At 61.8% G+C, this 17,633-nt stretch carries 15 protein-coding genes and 3 tRNA genes; 4 read left to right on the top strand and 14 right to left on the bottom strand.

Going from position 1 to position 17,633, the window contains the following annotated elements; all coding sequences use genetic code 11:
- Positions 1–24 precede the first annotated feature (24 nt).
- The 12 genes from DKW65_RS06485 to DKW65_RS06430 form a co-directional block, all read right to left on the bottom strand.
- A complete protein-coding gene (locus DKW65_RS06485; protein WP_111656482.1) occupies positions 25–1,428 on the bottom strand; it encodes an AgmX/PglI C-terminal domain-containing protein in 1,404 nt (467 codons plus the stop codon).
- The gene (locus DKW65_RS06480) at positions 1,425–1,907 is read right to left on the bottom strand and encodes an ExbD/TolR family protein (RefSeq protein ID WP_111656481.1); all 483 of its coding nucleotides are present in this window, start codon (positions 1,905–1,907) and stop codon (positions 1,425–1,427) included. Before DKW65_RS06480 ends, DKW65_RS06485 begins: the two co-directional genes overlap by 4 nt.
- A complete protein-coding gene (locus tag DKW65_RS06475) occupies positions 1,904–2,407 on the bottom strand; it encodes an ExbD/TolR family protein (protein WP_111656480.1) in 504 nt (167 codons plus the stop codon). Before DKW65_RS06475 ends, DKW65_RS06480 begins: the two co-directional genes overlap by 4 nt.
- Positions 2,408–2,417: 10 nt before the next feature.
- Positions 2,418–3,161, bottom strand: a complete 744-nt coding sequence (locus DKW65_RS06470; RefSeq protein WP_111656479.1) for a MotA/TolQ/ExbB proton channel family protein — start codon at positions 3,159–3,161, stop codon at positions 2,418–2,420.
- A 3-nt stretch (positions 3,162–3,164) separates the two neighbouring features.
- The gene (locus tag DKW65_RS06465) at positions 3,165–3,452 is read right to left on the bottom strand and encodes a hypothetical protein (protein WP_111656478.1); all 288 of its coding nucleotides are present in this window, start codon (positions 3,450–3,452) and stop codon (positions 3,165–3,167) included.
- Positions 3,449–4,033, bottom strand: a complete 585-nt coding sequence (locus DKW65_RS06460; protein ID WP_111656477.1) for a tetratricopeptide repeat protein — start codon at positions 4,031–4,033, stop codon at positions 3,449–3,451. The genes DKW65_RS06465 and DKW65_RS06460 overlap by 4 nt, the downstream gene beginning before the upstream one ends.
- Positions 4,030–7,167: a tetratricopeptide repeat protein gene (locus tag DKW65_RS06455; protein WP_111656476.1), complete on the bottom strand. Its 3,138-nt coding sequence runs from the start codon at positions 7,165–7,167 to the stop codon at positions 4,030–4,032. Before DKW65_RS06455 ends, DKW65_RS06460 begins: the two co-directional genes overlap by 4 nt.
- Positions 7,164–9,071 (bottom strand): tetratricopeptide repeat protein, encoded by a 1,908-nt coding sequence (locus tag DKW65_RS06450; RefSeq protein WP_111656475.1) that lies wholly within the window; start codon positions 9,069–9,071, stop codon positions 7,164–7,166. The genes DKW65_RS06455 and DKW65_RS06450 overlap by 4 nt, the downstream gene beginning before the upstream one ends.
- 3 nt (positions 9,072–9,074) lie before the next feature.
- Positions 9,075–9,590, bottom strand: coding sequence for a hypothetical protein (locus DKW65_RS06445; RefSeq protein WP_111656474.1), 516 nt, complete (start codon positions 9,588–9,590; stop codon positions 9,075–9,077).
- A 227-nt stretch (positions 9,591–9,817) separates the two neighbouring features.
- A tRNA-His gene (locus DKW65_RS06440) sits at positions 9,818–9,893 on the bottom strand.
- A 68-nt stretch (positions 9,894–9,961) separates the two neighbouring features.
- Positions 9,962–10,038, bottom strand: a tRNA-Arg gene (locus DKW65_RS06435).
- Between the two features lie 6 nt (positions 10,039–10,044).
- A tRNA-Pro gene (locus DKW65_RS06430) sits at positions 10,045–10,121 on the bottom strand.
- 226 nt (positions 10,122–10,347) lie between these two features.
- Here DKW65_RS06430 and folD point away from each other — a divergent pair.
- A complete protein-coding gene (gene folD, locus DKW65_RS06425; RefSeq protein WP_111656473.1) occupies positions 10,348–11,193 on the top strand; it encodes a bifunctional methylenetetrahydrofolate dehydrogenase/methenyltetrahydrofolate cyclohydrolase FolD in 846 nt (281 codons plus the stop codon).
- 56 nt (positions 11,194–11,249) lie between these two features.
- Here the strand turns inward: folD and DKW65_RS06420 are convergent, their stop codons facing one another.
- Complete coding sequence (locus DKW65_RS06420; protein WP_111656472.1) at positions 11,250–12,929, bottom strand: glutamine--tRNA ligase/YqeY domain fusion protein; 1,680 nt, start codon at positions 12,927–12,929, stop codon at positions 11,250–11,252.
- A 98-nt stretch (positions 12,930–13,027) separates the two neighbouring features.
- On the opposite strand from DKW65_RS06420, the gene DKW65_RS06415 reads away from it, so the two are divergent.
- Genes DKW65_RS06415 through DKW65_RS06405 form a run of 3 tightly spaced genes read left to right on the top strand, consistent with a single transcriptional unit; the run spans position 13,028 to position 14,928 of the window.
- Positions 13,028–13,525 carry a peptidylprolyl isomerase gene (locus DKW65_RS06415; protein ID WP_111656471.1) on the top strand — a complete coding sequence of 166 codons (498 nt, stop codon included), beginning with the start codon at positions 13,028–13,030 and terminating at the stop codon, positions 13,523–13,525.
- A 24-nt stretch (positions 13,526–13,549) separates the two neighbouring features.
- Positions 13,550–14,194, top strand: a complete 645-nt coding sequence (locus tag DKW65_RS06410) for a peptidylprolyl isomerase (RefSeq protein ID WP_111656470.1) — start codon at positions 13,550–13,552, stop codon at positions 14,192–14,194.
- Complete coding sequence (locus DKW65_RS06405; protein ID WP_111656469.1) at positions 14,191–14,928, top strand: UDP-2,3-diacylglucosamine diphosphatase; 738 nt, start codon at positions 14,191–14,193, stop codon at positions 14,926–14,928. The genes DKW65_RS06410 and DKW65_RS06405 overlap by 4 nt, the downstream gene beginning before the upstream one ends.
- A gap of 57 nt (positions 14,929–14,985) precedes the next feature.
- Here the strand turns inward: DKW65_RS06405 and DKW65_RS06400 are convergent, their stop codons facing one another.
- The gene (locus DKW65_RS06400; RefSeq protein ID WP_111656468.1) at positions 14,986–17,514 is read right to left on the bottom strand and encodes a hypothetical protein; all 2,529 of its coding nucleotides are present in this window, start codon (positions 17,512–17,514) and stop codon (positions 14,986–14,988) included.
- Positions 17,515–17,633: the final 119 nt, after the last annotated feature.

The following is a 17,633-nucleotide window of genomic DNA, read 5'->3' as shown; positions in this document are numbered from 1 at the left end:
GCGCAAGAAAAAGCGTGACTTGCCTCACCCTGCGGGCAGGAAATCGATGGGGTAACGGATGGTGACCGCCGACACTCCTTCCTTCGGCCCGAAATTGAAACGGCTCACCCGATCAACAATGCTCTCAGCCAATGTGTCGGAAGCCAGGTCCGAGGACACCACCCGACAGGCCGATACGGAGCCGTCCGGCTGGATCGTCAGCTCCAGCATGATGTTGCCGCGCAAGGTCGGGTTGTTACGCAGTTCCCGGTTGTAGAGCCGGTACAGTGCCGACTTGTGGCGGTCGAAGACGATCTGGATTTCCTCGTCGGTCCGACTTGGCCCCACCCCGTCGCTGAGCGGTCGCGCTTCCTGCTGAATGGCCGCCACATCGCTTTGCACACGCCCCGTGGAAACGCCCCGGTCGCCAATCGCAACACCGCTGCCCGTCCCCACGCCACCCCGGCTGACATCAGCCAGCGCCGCCGCACCACCACTGCCTCGTGTAGAAGCCGTGATCAGCGCCCGCGAACCTTCCGCACCGCTGCTCTGCGCACCGCCTTCCCTCATGTCACCGGAGATGCGGGCATTGGCGCCCAGGTTCGACAACATGGCGTCGTCTTCCATATCGGCAAACAGGCTGCTGTGCGCCAGCACACCCCGGTTCTGGGCGCGCTCGCGGGCCTGGCGAACTTCTTCAGGCCGCGGCTCGGGACGCTCCCGCGCCACTTGCTGCTCCTCGGGTTTCGCTTCTTCCTGGCGCTGTTCCTGTGGTCGTTCCACCGGCGTTTCCACCGGCTTGGGCGGTGCCCGCTCCCGGACCATCCGGGCCAGTCGCTCGGGAATTTCCACTTTCTCGTTCGGGTCACGCTGGGGCACTTCCCAGATCTGCGGCACCCCGCCGATCACCAGCATGAACATCAGCGACACCAGCAGCGCCTTGCGCAGCCTGCGCTGATCGTCTTCGGGCTTTGACCAGGGCATGACGCCGACGCGGAACAGTTTCTCATCGTCGGGCTCGCGCTCCAGCACATAGTCAAAGCGCGCGTTTTCCATTTCCTCGGTCACGGCATCAAAGTGCCAGTGCAGCTCACTGAGGTTGCCGCGACGTTGCTCGATGTCCGTCAGCAAGGCGCTGCGTCGGCTGTCCAGTGACACCACTTTGCCGCCAAACGCTTCTACCCGTTCCCGTGTCCGGGCAATATTGCGGTCGTGCTCTTCGTCAGTAACCTCGTCACCCCAGAACAGCGACGCGCTACCCATGGCTTTCAGTTGATCCAGCGAATCACAGACCACGCCCAACAGTTTGATCTGCTCGCGCTGCGGCTTCAGCTCGGTCAGCGCGGCATCAACGTCTTGCAGGTCTGAATGCAGCGCCCGGAGCGTGTACTCTTCACGCTCGATCTGCTCACTCAGCGCCTGCTGTCGCTCTGCCAATATGGAAGTCATATCTGATTTACCGCGAGTGATATCCGGTTGTATCCCGCCGCAGTACAGGAGGCCATGATGCGTTTCATGGTGCTGTAGTGCACATCCTGATCGGCGAGGATGGTCACCTCGGTCCCGTCAAGATCGTCATCCCCCAGCCCCAATGCTCCTTCACCAATGGACTGCATGCGGTCGCGAATGGCTTCGATAATGCTGCCTTCGCTCTCCAGCAATGCCTGCATCGACATCACGTGCTCACCCCGAATCAGCACCTCATCAGGGCTCACTGCCACTACCACGGTCTCCCGCGGCTTGGTCTCGACAATCGAGTTGGGCAGTACGATTTCCCTGGGCGGATCCAGTACCGGGTTGTCCGACTGGTTCACCAGCAGGTACAGCAGCAGGATGGTGAAGATGTCCATCAATGAGGTCAGGCTCAGTGATGCGGCGGGCCGCTGCCCCACGCGCGCAAGCCGGCGCAAGCGTCGTGTATTCTTCATGGCGCGTCCCCTATGGCGATATCGGGAAACAGCAACTGGTCTGCATGCCCGGTCTGGCCGTTGTCATCGCCCTCGGTGGCCGGCGCGCGATACAGTCGCACCGCATCCATCGTGGCAATCATGTCGTTGTAGCGGATGTCCGGCTCCAGCAGTACGGTGATGTCTTCCTTGTCAGGATTCGCCAGCTTCATGTCCAGCAAGGTGCGTGACAGCTCCTGGAAATCATATTCACCGTCTTCCACCGGCAGGCGATAGCGAATGGTCTTGCCGTCGCCGATCTCCAGTGCTTCTTTGCGCACCACCACTTCGATCACCACCGGCGGCGTATCCGCGATAGCGCCCCCTGCGCCCGGCGTCGGCAGGTTCAGTTCCTGGATACTCACCTGGGAGAACACCGCCGTGGCCAGCAGAAACGGGATCAGCACCACCATCAGGTTCATGAAGGAGGTAACATCCAGCTCCATGGTTTCTGCTGCTTTCTTGCGTGCTTTTCTGGCCATAGCTCAGTGCTCAGTTGGTCGCCGGGGCGGGCTCGAATCCATCGGTGTCATCACCGGCATCGGAACTGGCATCCGTGGCAGCATCACGTACGGTCGTATCGGCAGCGACATCCGTCTGCTGATAGTTGCGCTTGGCAAAGGTGCTGATCAGCTTCAGTGTCTTGACCGATACCATTTCCAGGCTGCCTACAATGGCGGCGGTGCGTGAACTGATCATGCTGAAGCAGACCAGCAGCGGAATGGCGGAAATCAGACCGAAAGCGGTGGTGTTCATGGCCATGGCGATAGAGCTGGACAGCAGCGCCGATTTCTCTGCCGGGTTGGCATTGGCGACGGCTTCGAAGGCAGAGATCAGACCGATAATGGTGCCCAGCAGACCCAGCAGCGTGGAGATATTGGCGCACATCGAGATATAAACAGTGCGCGCTTCCAGCTGTGGGGTAATCTCCAGCATGGCCTCTTCCATGGCCACCTCGATGTCATCACGGCGACGTACGGTGCCCTGCACTTCCAGGCCCATGGTCAGCATTTGGGCCACGGCCGAATTGTCCTGCGACACCATCTTCCGTGCCTTGTCGAAATCCCCCTTGGCGAGCACGGGCTGCAAGGCATCCCAGGCCCGGCGATTGGCGCGCTCGAGCAGGTACAGCTTGATAAAGCGCTCCGCCGCGAACGCCAGCCCCACCAACCCCACGGCCAGGATCGGGTACATCCAGAGACCGCCATCCTGGAAAAACTTTATTATCGTGTTCATGCGTCAATACCCTCTATGCTCAATACTTACGTGATAGAACTCCAGTTCGCGCATGAAAACGGGCCTGTCCACCGGCACCATGTCTTCATTCAGCAGACTGGAGGTAAAATCGGTTTCCATACCAATTTCAGAACTCTTCCAGGGCACGATATACAGTGATTTCGGGGCATCTTCGTTGCCCATCACCGACATGCCTGAAATTTCCTTGATGTCGCCGTCAGCATCACTGCCCTGAACCGGTGACACGGCCAGCAACAGGCAAGACCAAAGCATCAGATAACGTCGCGTCATGTTCCCTCCACACGCCACTCGAGATCAGCGATCCAGATACGTACTTCCTCATCATCGGGTGCCACCGCGCTGTAGGCCTGATAGGCCTTGAGCGCACATTCGTAATCACGCAGATAGATGTCGCACAGGACACCCAGATTCTTGCGCGCCAGCGCAAAGTCCGGGTATCGCTGAAGGATGTTCTGGTACACCTGGCGCGCTTCCTCGAAACGACCTTGCCGGCGCAGCAGCAAGCCATATTCGTTGTGAGCCACGGGGTTGCGCGGCTCGATCTCCAGCGCCACCTTCAGGCTCTCTTCCGCCTTGTCCAGCTCGTCAATGCGGCTGTAGGCCATGGCCAGATTGATGAAGGGGATGGCACTGGCGCGCGTGTTGTCCGTGATGCCAGTGAGCAGCGCGATGCCCGCGTGGTAATCCTCGGCCTGCAGCAGGGCCATGGCGCGCTGGAAGGTCTCCACGTCACGATCGGACAGGCTGCCGGATCGACCACCGGGAGACAGCGCCGCGCAGCCGGAGATTCCGAGCAGACACAACGCCATGCCCCAGCACAGGCATTGCCTGGAAAGCCACGCGCGCATCATCGGGCACCTCCCGCCAGCTCGATCTCCTGAGCATCTTCGTCGGCAGAAATCTGCTCAACAGCCGCAGGTTCTTCCTCGGGCTCCTGTTCCGGTTCCGGCAGACTCGGGTGTGTCAGACTCTCGTAGCTGACATTGCGAATGCCAGCAATGAAGCCGCTGCTCTCCTCGAAGCGTGCATAGCGCCCCGGCACAATATCAGCCAGACGAGTGACGCTGCGATCCACCCAACGGTTGAAGATGCCGCGATCAATCAATGCAATGTTCTGCTGATGAATACCAATGGCGCGCTCCTCGAACGGGTAGGCCTGCTCGTCGAGCAACTCTTCATACTGCTCCATTTCCAGCTCATCCATGCCCGCAGGCCGCTCGGAGTCCATCAATGCCCGGCTGAACTCGTAGTAGATTTCGGCGACATACCAGGTGGCCGCAGCAGTAACCTCACCCACCTCATAATTCACCAGCGCGGTAAACGTCTGGCTGAGCTCGCGCATGGTGTTGCGCTTCTGCACCAGCGTGCGCTCGAAGGGCTGCGTCAGACGAATCGCGACATAATCCTTGAAGCCCGGCTCAGCCAGGGTCAGCGCGGCATGCCCCGCGAGGTAACGCATACGGTTATCCCGCTGCTCGCCCGCGCGATTGTCCAGCGCCACGATCTGTCGCAGCTCGGCATGCTGGGCATTGGTGTCACCGCGCGCCTGCAACAACAACGCCACCTTGTGATGCATCTCCACCACCGGACCCAATGGCTGCGGGAAGTGGCTGATGAAGCGACGGTAGACACGGATCGCTTCGTCGTCCTCATCAACCTGCTCGTAGAGATCTGCCGCCACCTTCAGGGCCTCTCGACGAATGTCCTCATTATCGCTCTCGCGCTCGATGCGCTCATACTCGCGGGCCGCCAGGGACAGCTGCCCTGCCTCGCCATACACATGGGCCAGATTCTTGGTGATATCCGGTTGCAGGCGATGCTGCGGGTAGTGACGACGGAAGGCGGTCAGCACCTCGATGGCATCGTCCCAGGCTTCCAGCGCCATCAATGCCTGGGCGGCGTCGTATTCGGCGGCCGGACGCAAACGCGAGTTCGGCGCGGCGTGCCCGAGGCGCAGGTAGTGGTCAGCCGCCTGACGATGCTCTCCCGCTTCACTGGCCAGATCACCCTGGCGGTAGATCGAGGCAGCGAGGTTCTCCACCAACTCGGCTCGGCTGTCATCACCGTCGTCGGTCAAGGCCAACACGCTCAGGTAGGCCGTCTCTGCTTCCGGATAGCGAGCCAGTTCATAGGACGAGTGCGCGACGACCAGCCAGGCAGCCCGACGTTCTTCTGCCGGCGCTTCCGGGAACATGTCCAGCATCTTGTGGCCGGTCGTCACCGCAAAGGCGTGATCGTTCATGGCAAAGATGTCTTCCAGCGCCGCGCCCATCACCAGCGATGCGCTGTCATGCGTCGGGAAGGTCTCGGCAAAACGCAGGGAGCTGCGGATCACGTCGCGTTTGATGGACTCTTCTTCCTGAAGGTCCTGAAGGTGCTGACGGTGTGCGTATACCGCGGCGTAACCGGCGGCAGCGGCCTGCTCATGCTGCGGATAGTCATAAGCGGTGCGTTCATACTCACGCGCGGCCTCACCGTAGGAGCGATTTTCCAGCAGCAGGTCCGCAAACTGGTAGTTCATGACAGGTGACTCATCCTCACGCGGGAAAGACGTGAGGAACTCGCGATACCAGTGCTGGGCTTCGCGGAAGTTTTCCGCCCTGTCGCTGGAGAACTGCGGGTTCTGATACAGCGCATGATAGTAATTGGCCAGTTCCTGGAGGTTGTCCTTCAGCAGCGCCAGCACATCGGGGAAGGCCTCGACATCGAAATGGGTCCAGTACTCGGACTTCAGCCCATAGCTGTTGGCAAAATCCTTGTTGGCTTCGATCACCAGGATCGGGAAGCCACCCTGCTTGTAGATCTCGATCACGCGCATGTCGAAATGCGGTGACAGGCGATGGAAGGGATTCAGATCGACGAACGTCTTGTAGGCCGACGCCGCGTCGGAGTAGCGTCGTGTTTCCAGGTAGTGCTCACCCAGATTGCGATAGATATCCACTTCGTAACGACGTGCCCCACGCTGCTCGAAGTACTCCACGATCGTCTCGGGGCCACCCAGGGCCGAGAAGCTCAGGCTGATGACGCGGTGCGTGTCATCCAGACGCTGCTGCTCCACCGTACTGCCCGGATTATCGAAGTCGTAGCCGGTCTGCAATTTGTAGTCCAGCAGGGCGACAAACTGATCCAGCCCCTCTTCGAGCATGTCCTGTTTGTAGAAGGTCCAGCCCAGCTTGTAACGGGCCATCTCGTAATAGAACGAGGTCGAACCCTGCCGTACCACCGCCTGGTAAGCGTCTTCCGCGTCCAGAAAACGGTTCCGGGTAAAGAAAAACTCACCCCGCCGGAACTGCACTTCATCAATCACCCGGGAGCGTGGGTACTGAGCCACAATGCGATCCATCACGGCCACGGCCTCTTCCGTGCGCCCCAGCTCATCGTAGGCCCGGGTCATCTGGTACAGCACCTGGTCGTTACGCTCGTAATAGGGATACTGCTCCAGCAGCTGCTGATACAGGGCAATCGCCTCTTCAGCGCCCCGATTGGCCAGTTCATCTTCGTGTTCGAACGAACTCGCCTGCGCCGTCATGTCCATCTGCGTGGCGCGCGACTCGAAATCAGCCAGGGATTCCTGGGCCTCAGAGGATTCGTCGTCAGACATCTGCCGGCCAGCCACCCGCTCAGCCTGGGCCGGGCGCGCCAGTGCCGCCGGCGCGGATGTCGTACCGCGCGACACAGCTGGTCGCTCGGCGGGCGATGGCACTTCCAGCACCCCGTACTCGCGCTCGAGCTTCAGATCCGCAAGGCGGCGCAATGCCTCCGGGGTCATGGCCGACTCCGGCGTTTCTTCAAGAAAACGCTGATAGCTTTGCATCGCCCGCTCGATGCCACCTTCGATGCGGGCGTCTTCCAGATCCAGGGATACGCGCTGCAATTGTGCCAGGGTGCCGCGCTCGGACATGGACGCACAGCCGCTGAGCCCCAGGATCAGGACCAGGGGCCACAGCCTGACCAGCGAGCGCAGTCTCCGGGGCATCACCATCATGGCGCCCCCTCACCGATCAGCGCCTGCTGCTGCGCTTTCACGGCCCGGTCGTAGCTTTCCGCCATGGCAAAGCGTGCCCGTACCCGATACTGCTCCAGCCGGTCACGGCGTGCTTCCAGTTCCGTGATCGCCATGCGCTCGAGCATGTGTTCCATGCCCTTCATCAACTGCGCAACGCGATCCTGGTCCTGGCGGATACGCGAACGCGCCAGACGGATGCGATCGTCGTAACCCTGATAACTCTGCGTGGCGGCCTGGCGCGTGCGCACGTACGCGGCATAAATCTCATCCAGACGCCGCACGTGCTGATCCAGCTCGCGCAGATTGTCGAATGCTTCCGTCAAACGCTGCTGATAGCCGGTTTCGATATCCCACAGCACGCGGCCCCGCAAACGCGCCAGCCGCCGTCTTGCCTCATCACCCACTGCGCTGTGGTCCTGCGCGTATTCGGCCTCCATGCGATCCAGCTGCTGCAACAGCAAACGCTCTTCGGCGGTCATCAGCATGCCCGGATCCGGCGCCACCAACAGCCGCTGCAAGCGGTCATTCAGGCTCTGGCGCTGCTCCATACGCAGCCGGATCATCGAATCAAGCACCCGAAAGCGTTCGTCAATGCCCGGCAGCAGCGGCGCATAATAGCCGCGCCGCAGGGCAATCATGTCTTCATAGGCATCCAGGTCCGTCAACCAGGCCGCCTGACGCTGACGCATGTCTTCCAGGTCCAGGTAATTCTTCAGCAACGTCTGGAAGTCGTTGGACGCCATCAACTCCATCAGATACCAGGTTTCCGGGCTCTCCGGCAGCTCGCGCAGGCGTACCAGCCAGTTGCTGTCCAGACGAATTTCCTCGCGCACCATGGCGCGAAAGAAGTGCCCCTCACGAATGCTGTGAATCGAGGCATGCAGACGCTCCAGCTCGCGATCGAATGCCTCCAGGGCTTCGCCGTAAAGCAGCGCCGCGCGCCCGTGCATCTCCAGGTTGGCGTAGGCATACGGCACACCAAGCAGGCTTTCCTGCACGGCCTTGTCCGTGGGATTGCGCTTGTACAGGATGCTCCAGGGCACCAGGGCGCGATCAAAGCGCTCCTGCGCCACACCGGACCAGCCGGAACCAAGCAATGCCCGGTTCGAGAAAGGCCCCTCGAGGCGCACGCGGTTCAGATACTGCGCCGCGTCTTCCGGTCGCTCGCCCTGCAACAGGTGAAAACCGAGCACCAGATTGGCCTTGTCGCGAATCGCCAGCGCAGCGGCATCATTGCCGCGCACCCGAATTTGCCCGGCGCGATCCAGCTGCGCCAGCCCCCGGCGTTCGTCGCCCTGCTGAATCAATGCCACGCCCATGTTGTAACCGGCAAAGCCTTCGTACCCGGGGACCCGCTCCAGGCGCCGCAACACGTCGACGGCCTCGGCATGGCGCCCGTTGACGATGTAGATCTGGGCCCGCAGCAAACGCTCGTCGTCGCGCACCCGCTCGGGCAGCGCACCATCAATGCGCTCGATCGTGCTCAGGGCGTTGTCGTGGTCGCCCTTCTCGTAATAGATGCGCGCCAGACGATAGGCCGCTTCATTGCGCACCGACTGGCGCACGTTGCCTTCCAGCACCGCCGCGATGGCCCGCCCTGCCTTGTTGTGCATCCGGTAGGACAGCTCGAAATCCCCGACCGAGAAATGCGCCAGCCCCGCGTGGATATGCAGCGGATCGCGGTCGCGCTCGTCCACCCGCTGGTATTGCAGCAACTCGGCATCGAGCCGCGATATGGCATCGAAGAAGTGTTCCTGCCCGGCGTGGTAGAACGCTTCGCCCAGGAACAGGTCCCGATCGCCGCCAGCAAGGCGCGTCTCGGCGCCCTGCACGGTGGTCACGGCACCCATCGCCAGAAGCAGAAGCAGGTAGCGGCTCGGCATGAATCAGCGGTCTATAAAGTGGACGGGGGCGCTACCGCCCGAGAGAACGACTTCGACCAGGGCCGGCCCGGCACCCTTGCTGAAGCGGTGGCTGGCTCGCTCGTGAAGGCCGTCAGGCCCACGCACGGTCACTTCCAGTTCCTGCTCGCCGCTGCGCAGGTTGCCGGTGTAGATACGCTGCACCCCACCCCGACGCAGTGCCTCGACTTCCCGGTGGGTGTACACATGGTGGGTCACGTCCTGGCCGTTGAGCCGGACATCCATCGCATCCAGCTGGATACGGCTGCCTTCTGCCAGAGAAACAAACAGGGAAACCTGGGTGCTGGAGGGGAAGATCAGGGTTTCTTCCAGTTGCAGCAGTTCGGTCGAGATGGCCAGCACATCCTGTTTGATGTCCTGTACCTGCTCATCCAGGCCCTTGATGCGGTCGCGGGTCATATCACCCCCGACAACCAGGCCCGGCAGCACCGATACACACAGTGCAATGGCCAGCAATGAGGCCTTCAACAGATCGTTCATACTCCCCCCACGGGATTTATGGCGCACCAAGCGCTTCTTTTGGTGCATCAAATCACAGGAGGGGTAGGAGTTTCTTCCGACCAGTACTCATTGCGCACAGGAAGAATTTCGCATTTGCCTATATGCAACAACGACCTGCCGGGCAACTTTAAAGCGATCTGTATATAAAACAGGCGCCCAAACAGAAACGGCGCCCTGTTACCAGGGCGCCGTTTCTGTGCGGTAGATGGGGTGGCTGATGGGACTTGAACCCACGACCACTGGAGTCACAATCCAGGGCTCTACCAACTGAGCTACAGCCACCATTAACACTGTGAATCGACACTGTGAAACTGTCTCGATGTCCTGCGCCGTACCACTTCCTCGGAAATTGGCACGCCTGGCAGGGCTCGAACCTGCAACCTACGGCTTAGAAGGCCGTTGCTCTATCCAATTGAGCTACAGGCGCATCATGTGGTCGGGGAGGAGGGATTTGAACCCCCGACATCCTGCTCCCAAAGCAGGCGCGCTACCAGGCTGCGCTACACCCCGACGGTGCGACTCGAGCGAGGCGGCATAATACGCATAGCCCTCGGGAGCGTCAACGGATAAACCCTTGTTTTCCCCCGACCTTCGCCTGATCGCGCAGATAATATACAGCATGCCCCGACAGACTGCACCGCAAGCCCGCGATCTGCGCGTGGCCTCCCCTGTCCATCCATGCGAGAATGCGCGCCCTGACCACCCCGCACACCCCGACTCTGGAGAGCTGACATCCATGACTGCGCTGGTTCTTGACGGCAAGGCCCTGGCGGCAAAATTCGAAGCCGATATGCGCGAGCGTGTCGAGGCACTACGCACCCGTGCCAACGGTCGCACACCGATTCTGGCCACCCTGCTGGTGGGTGCTGACCCGGCCTCGGCCACCTATGTGCGCATGAAGGGCAACGCCTGCCAGCGCGTCGGCATGGCCTCCCGGGCCATTGAGCTGCCGGAGAGCACCACCACAGCGCAGCTGCTGGACCAGATTGCCGAACTGAACGCCAACCCGGACGTGCATGGCATCCTGCTGCAGCACCCGGTGCCCGCCCAGATCGACGAGCGTGCCTGTTTTGATGCCATCGCCCTGGAGAAGGACGTGGACGGCGTCACGTGCCTGGGCTTCGGCCGCATGAGCATGGGCGAAGCCGCCTACGGCTGCGCCACGCCGAAGGGCATCATGCGCCTGCTGGAGCATTACGGTGTCGAACTGGCCGGCAAGCATGCGGTGGTCGTGGGCCGCAGCCCGATCCTGGGCAAGCCCATGGCCATGATGATGCTCGGCGCCAACGCCACCGTGACCATTTGCCACTCTCGCACGCAGGACCTGGCCGAGCATATCCGCCGCGCCGACGTGGTCGTCGGGGCGGTGGGCAAGCCCGAATTCATCAAGGCCGACTGGATCAAGGAGGGCGCCGTGGTGGTGGATGCCGGGTATCACCCCGGCGGCGTCGGCGATATCGAGCTGGAACCCTTGAAAGACCGCGTCAGCGCCTGGACCCCGGTACCGGGTGGCGTGGGGCCCATGACCATCAACACGCTGATCTACCAGACCCTGGAAGCTGGCGAGAAAGCACTGGCCTGACACAGGCCGCCGGGCTGGTGCGCCAGTCCGGTTCGCTGTGCTCAGCCCAGCACTCCTCAGAACGACTCGCGCAGCCCCACCGTCAGGTTGAACACCGGCCGGTCGGGGCGGCTGTCCCGGTCGACACAGAAGTACCCTTCCCGCTCGAACTGGAAGCGGCTCTCGACCGGCGCCACGGCCAGCGACGGCTCCGCCATGGCGCCCTCCAGCACCGTCAGGGACGCCGGATTCAGGCAACTGGCCACGCCGTCTTCCTCACGCTCCGGGCTGGCACTGGTAAACAGGCGATCATACAGACGCACTTCACAGGGCACGCCCTGCGCCGCCGACACCCAGTGAATCACACCGCGCAGCTTGCCCTGCCCTTCATCGTTCTCCGGATTCTTGCCCAGCGTGTCAGGGTCATAGGTGCAGCGCACCTCGACGATCTCACCCTGCGCATCCCTGATGACATCCGTGGCGCGCACCACGTAGCCGTAGCGCAGCCGCACGCGATCCCCGAGCACCAGGCGCTTGAACTTCTTGTTCGCCTCTTCCAGGAAGTCCTCGCGGTCGATAAAGACCTCACCGGACATCGGGATCTGGCGTGTGCCCATGGCCTCGTTCTGCGGGTGCATCGGGGCTTCCAACTGCTCGACCTGCCCGGCGGGCCAGTTTTCGATCACCAGCTTCAGGGGCCGCAGCACGCACATGGCCCGGGGTGCATGCTGGTTCAGGTCATCGCGGATGGCCGCTTCCAGCATGGCCACATCCACCACAGAGTCGGCCCGGGCCACGCCCACCATGTCGCAGAAACGCCAGATGGACGCCGGGGTATAGCCACGACGACGCAGACCGGAGATCGTCGGCATGCGCGGATCATCCCAGCCGGACACATGCCCCTCGTCCACCAGCTGCTTGAGCTTGCGCTTGCTGGTCAGGGTGTAATTCAGGTTCAGACGGGCGAATTCGTACTGACGGGGCCGGCTGGGGAAGTCCACCAGCCCGGTCAACGTGTCCAGCACCCAGTCGTACAGCGGTCGGTGCGCCTCGAACTCCAGGGTACACAGACTGTGCGTGATCCCCTCGATCGCATCCGAGATCGGATGGGTGAAGTCGTACATCGGATAGATGCACCAGGTGTCACCGGTATGGTGGTGACGCGCCCTGCGAATCCGGTACAACACCGGATCACGCAGGTTCATGTTCGGTGAGGCCATATCGATGCGGGCACGCAGCACCGCCTGGCCCTCATCCAGCGTGCCCGCACGCATGTCGGCGAACAGCGCCAGGTTCTCGTCCACACCGCGGTCGCGGTAGGGGCTGTCCGTGCCCGGCGTGGTGAAATTGCCCCGATTGGCAGCGATCTGCTCCGGACTCTGGCTGTCCACGTAGGCATGCCCGGCGCGGATCAGCGCCAGCGCACACTCATGGATGGTATCAAAGTAGTCCGAGGCAAACCGCACCTGGCCATCCCAGCGCCCGCCCAGCCATTCGACATCATTACGGATCGAGTTCACATACTCGTCCGATTCCTTCTCGGGATTGGTGTCGTCGAAACGCAGGTTACAGGCACCGCCGTACTGCTCGGCAACGCCGAAGTTGAGGCAGATGGATTTGGCATGGCCAATATGCAGATAGCCATTGGGTTCCGGGGGGAAACGGGTCACCACCCGGCCGCCATGCTTGCCTTCAGCCAGATCCCGGTCGATGATCTGACGGATGAAATGGGTCGGCGTCTCGCTGCGTTCACTCATGCGTTTACAGGGTTCCTGAGGCAAGGAAAAGGTTCCGGTCACCGGGGCCGCTAGTGTACAGTGCGACCCCTGTCAGTCAAAGCTCGGAGGACCTCCCGATGAAAGCCGCACTTACCACCACCTATGGCAAGATCGTCATTGCCCTGGATGCCGAGAAGGCACCGGAAACCGTTGCCAACTTCGTCCAGTATGTGAAAGACGGCTTCTACAATGGCACCATCTTTCATCGGGTGATCAGCAACTTCATGATCCAGGGCGGTGGCTTCACTGAAAAGATGGAGCAGAAGCCGACCCGCGCACCGATCCAGAACGAAGCCGCCAACGGTCTTTCCAACGAAACCGGCACCGTGGCCATGGCCCGCACTTCCGATCCGCATTCTGCCACCGCCCAGTTCTTTATCAATGTGGGTGACAACCACTTCCTGGACAAGGCACGCTCGCAGGATGGCTGGGGCTATGCCGTGTTCGGTGAAGTCGTCGAAGGCATGGATGTGGTCAACCGCATCAAGTCCGTGGACACCGGCAACAAGGGTTTCCACCAGGACGTCCCCACCGACACCGTGCTGATCGAAAGCGCCGAGATCATCGAAGAATAAGCATCACATACGAGGAATGTCGCCATGCGTGGTCTGTTGATTGCCCTGATTGCCCTGCTGCCCCTGAACAGCCTGGCAGATCGCCCGACAGACGGCCCGGAAAGCGCCACGCCACCCCGCGTGGTGCTGGAAACCAACCACGGCAACATCGTCGTGGCCCTGTTTCCGGACAAGGCCCCGTTGTCAGTGGCCAACTTCCTCCAGTACGTGGACCATGGCTGGTACGACAACACCGTCTTCCACCGTGTCATTCCCGGCTTCATGATCCAGGGCGGCGGCTTTACCCACGAGCACGCCCGCAAGGAAACCGCGGCGCCAATCCGCAACGAGGCCGATAACGGCCTGCGCAACCGGCGCGGCACCCTGGCGCTGGCCCGCACCGGCGACCCGCATTCCGCCACCAGCCAGTTCTTCATCAACACCGTCAACAATGTGGCCCTGGACCATACCGCGCCCAACCCGCGCGGCTGGGGCTATGCGGTCTTTGGCGAAGTGATCGAGGGCATGGACGTGGTAGACAACATCAGTGCCGTGCGCACCGGCGGCGCCATGCTGGGCGGCATGCCCTCCAGTGACGTGCCGCGCGAACGCGTGATCATGAAACGCGTCTATCGCGTACAGGGTGAGCAGGTACAGGACAAGCCCTCGGAGGACACGCCGGCGCCATGAGTTACACCCTGCTGATCTCGGACCTGCATCTCGACGAATCCAGACCAGACCATCTGCACGCCCTGAAAGCGCTCCTGGCCCGCCATGCGGGCCACTGCGACGCTCTCTATGTACTCGGCGACCTGTTCGAAACCTGGATTGGTGACGATGACGACAGCGCCTTTCATCTGGATGCCATCGCCGCCTTCCGCGCCTTCAGCGACGCCGGTAGCGCCCTCTTCTTCATGCATGGTAACCGCGACTTCCTGCTCGGCGCCGACTTCGCCCGTGCCTGCGGCGGCACCCTGCTGGACGAAGGCGTGGTGGTCGATCTGTACGGCCGCCCGGTGCTGCTGATGCACGGCGACAGCCTGTGTACCGGCGATGAAAAATACATGGCCTTCCGCGCCCAGGCCCGTGATCCGCAATGGCAAGCCGACATGCTGGCCAAACCACTGGAACAGCGGCGCATGATTGCCCAGATGATGCGCATGAAAAGCGCCCAGGAGAACGCCAACAAGGCGGGCAACATCATGGACGTCACGCCTTCGGAAGTGGTGCGCGTGATGGAAGAAGCTGGCGTCAGGGATCTGATCCATGGCCACACTCATCGCCCTGCCGTCCACGATATTGGCCTGAGTGACGGCCACGGCAAACGCTGGGTCCTGGGGGACTGGGGTCATCTGGTCTGGCAGATCGTCGCTGACAGTGAACGCGGTTTACGGCTGGAAAGCTTGCGGGTCGATGAGCAGTAATTCCGCAGCAGCATAAAAAAACCCGCCTTTCGGCGGGTTTTTTTATTGTGCCTGACCTCAGTCGAGCACGATCGGCGGATTATTCGAGTCAGCCGGAATGTTGCCGGTCGCCAGGAAGCTCGCCAGTTGCTGTTGCATCAGCGTGGTGACGGCCAGGTTCACATTCTCCGGCCCCGGACGCAGCAGCGAACCGTGCTCACCGGTCACGAAGCGGACAACGCCTGAGCCACTGCCACCTGCGGTGCCAATGGTCGGCAGATCCAGACCGAAGAACTGGTCGGTGCCCGGCAGCGCCGTGCGGGTATCGAGCGCGAACGGGAAGGCAGCCGGGTCATTTCCGGCCTCTACCCATTGCTGGAACGCCGTCGCCACAGCCAGGAAGCCCGTGCCTTGCACCAGCGGATCAGTGCCCGACAGTGCGGTCGGCGTGGTCAGGATAGCCTGGCCCGGCAGCGCACCAAACTGGCCTGTGCCGGACAGCATGCCCCAGGCAGCGGCCAGCGGCGAGGACATGTACACGTTGCTCGGCACGACCATATCCGGGCAACCATCAGCACCAGAGGTGGCTGCGCCCGGGCAGTTGGTGAAGTTGGCTTGCGACGGATTGCCGCTGATCTGCTGGAACAGAATGTCACGACCAGCGCCGGACAGATCGGTAAAGTTGATCGGGTCAACAGAATCCACCAGCGTCTGCGCAATCAGCAGGAAGCCTTCATAATCGCCGCCCGGCTTGTTCACACCATTTTGCGCCAGACCCGCCGTCACCACCGGCTCGAAAGTCGGCGAACCGTCCAGCAGACGCGACAGGCCACCACCGGCTACGTTGATGACTGCATCGCCCACACCCGGCTCGATGGCCAGGAATGGCAGGCCGACAATCCCACCCAGGGATACACCGGTAAACTGAACGCTGCTGCCATTGATCGCCGGCAGGCTGCTGCCCGCGATATTGCCTTCGGTCAGTGCGACAAACAGCGACTGCAGATCAATCACCGCCTGACGCATGCTGTCACGCGTGTTGGCCAGATTTTCCAGATTGATAAAACGATCGCCGGACGGGCAAACGAAGTCTTCGCCTTCGCCCAGGGACACAGCCCCGGCATCCTGGCAACCGGACGGCGCACTGACCTGAACCAGACGCTCACCGGCACCCTGAGAGAGCGGCGCCAGATCGCCAGCCGGAGCAATACCGTGCTTCGGCAGGTCAATCGCGATACCTACGCGGCAGGCACCGGACAAAGCGTCACCAGCAGCCAGCAGAGCAGAACGGTTGGAGGTAATACCGTGCTGGAAGATCACCACGGGGATGCCATCACCGTCGGCAGCCGCCTGGCAACCGGGTACGCCCGCGATGGTCGCGGTGTTCGGCACGGTCATCAGCACCGGGATGCTGTGCGCGGCCGTGACCACTTCCGGCGTAAAGGCGTTACAGCTCACCAGATTACGTTTGCCCTCACCGTCTGCACCCAGGCCACCGGCACAGACAGCATCAATCGTGGCATCACCCGTGTTTGCCCAGGCGGCTTCGAGCGCCTGCCATACCGAGGCGTTCGGCGCGGCGGGGTCAACAAACTGCAGCAGGTTACCCAGGGTGCCCACGAAAATGTTGGAGTTCGCCAGCAGCGGAGCCGGGAAAGGTTGCAAAGTCAGTTGCGGCTCGTCGCCGGCGTTCAGCACCTGCTGCCGGGCGTTCTGCAGCGCACCACCAATATTCTGCGTGGTGTAGCCGAACGTCAGGGAGATGTCGCCCCGCTCCAGATCAGATGCACCTGCGATCAGCGATTCATGCTGGTTGACCTGCTGACGCAGCGGCTCCAGTTGCAGCGCCTGGGCCAGGCTCAGACCCACGGCCTCGCCTGTGGCCGACACAACACAGCCTGCGCCAGTGGAAGGAACGCAGGTTTCACCTTCAGCATCGGTAATCAGCGCCGAAGGCAGCTTGGCCACTTGATACTGGTCATCAGCACCAATGGACTCACCCTGCGCAGACAGCAGGTCGTCAGTCACCGTAATAATGTGGGTCGCCATATGCTCGAACGGCTTCAGCGGCACCACAAAAAGATTGGTTTGCAGCGGTATGGCAATGAAATCCACGCCGAACTGCAACTCGTCACCCAGGGCGACCACGGTGCGCGAGCTGGCCAACGCACCGCGCAGGATCGGGCCACCCGCTGCTGGCGGGTTGCCGGGGTTGTTCACCGAGGTATCCGCCTTGAAAATACGGATGCCGCCGTTGGCAGAGCCCGGGTTGATGGTGCGGGTAAAGCGCAGAATGATCGGCGCCGTAGTACCAAACCCGTCCATGGTATTGAGCGCGGTCTGGGGATCCGCCAGCGCGGCCGCAGGCGGCGTGAGCGCATTGCCGGTATTCAGCTTGCCCGGCAGGTTGATCGAGCCATCCGTAGTGCCCTGCAGAAACAGATCCGCGGGGAACGGCAGGCCGGCAGCACCTTGCTGGATATTGAATATGACTTTGGCATCCTGAGGCGCCTGAGGCTCGAACCGCACCTTCGAGTCACTGCCGCAACCACTCAGCGCCACCGCCAGGGGCAGCACAGGCAGCAGGGCCTTGGTTATCTTTCTCATTGGTACTCTCCCGGGAGTATCGTGTTGTTGTCCTGTTATTTCTTATGGGGCAGTCGTAATAAAGTTGTAGTCGCACTGCTCACCCGAGAATAGCCCAGCCCGCAAGGCGCCACAAGTAA

Source organism: Isoalcanivorax indicus, from assembly GCF_003259185.1.
In the GTDB taxonomy this organism is placed as follows: Bacteria; Pseudomonadota; Gammaproteobacteria; order Pseudomonadales; family Alcanivoracaceae; genus Isoalcanivorax; species Isoalcanivorax indicus.
Note: the sequence above shows the minus strand (reverse complement) of the source record. Positions and strands in the feature narration are given on the sequence as shown.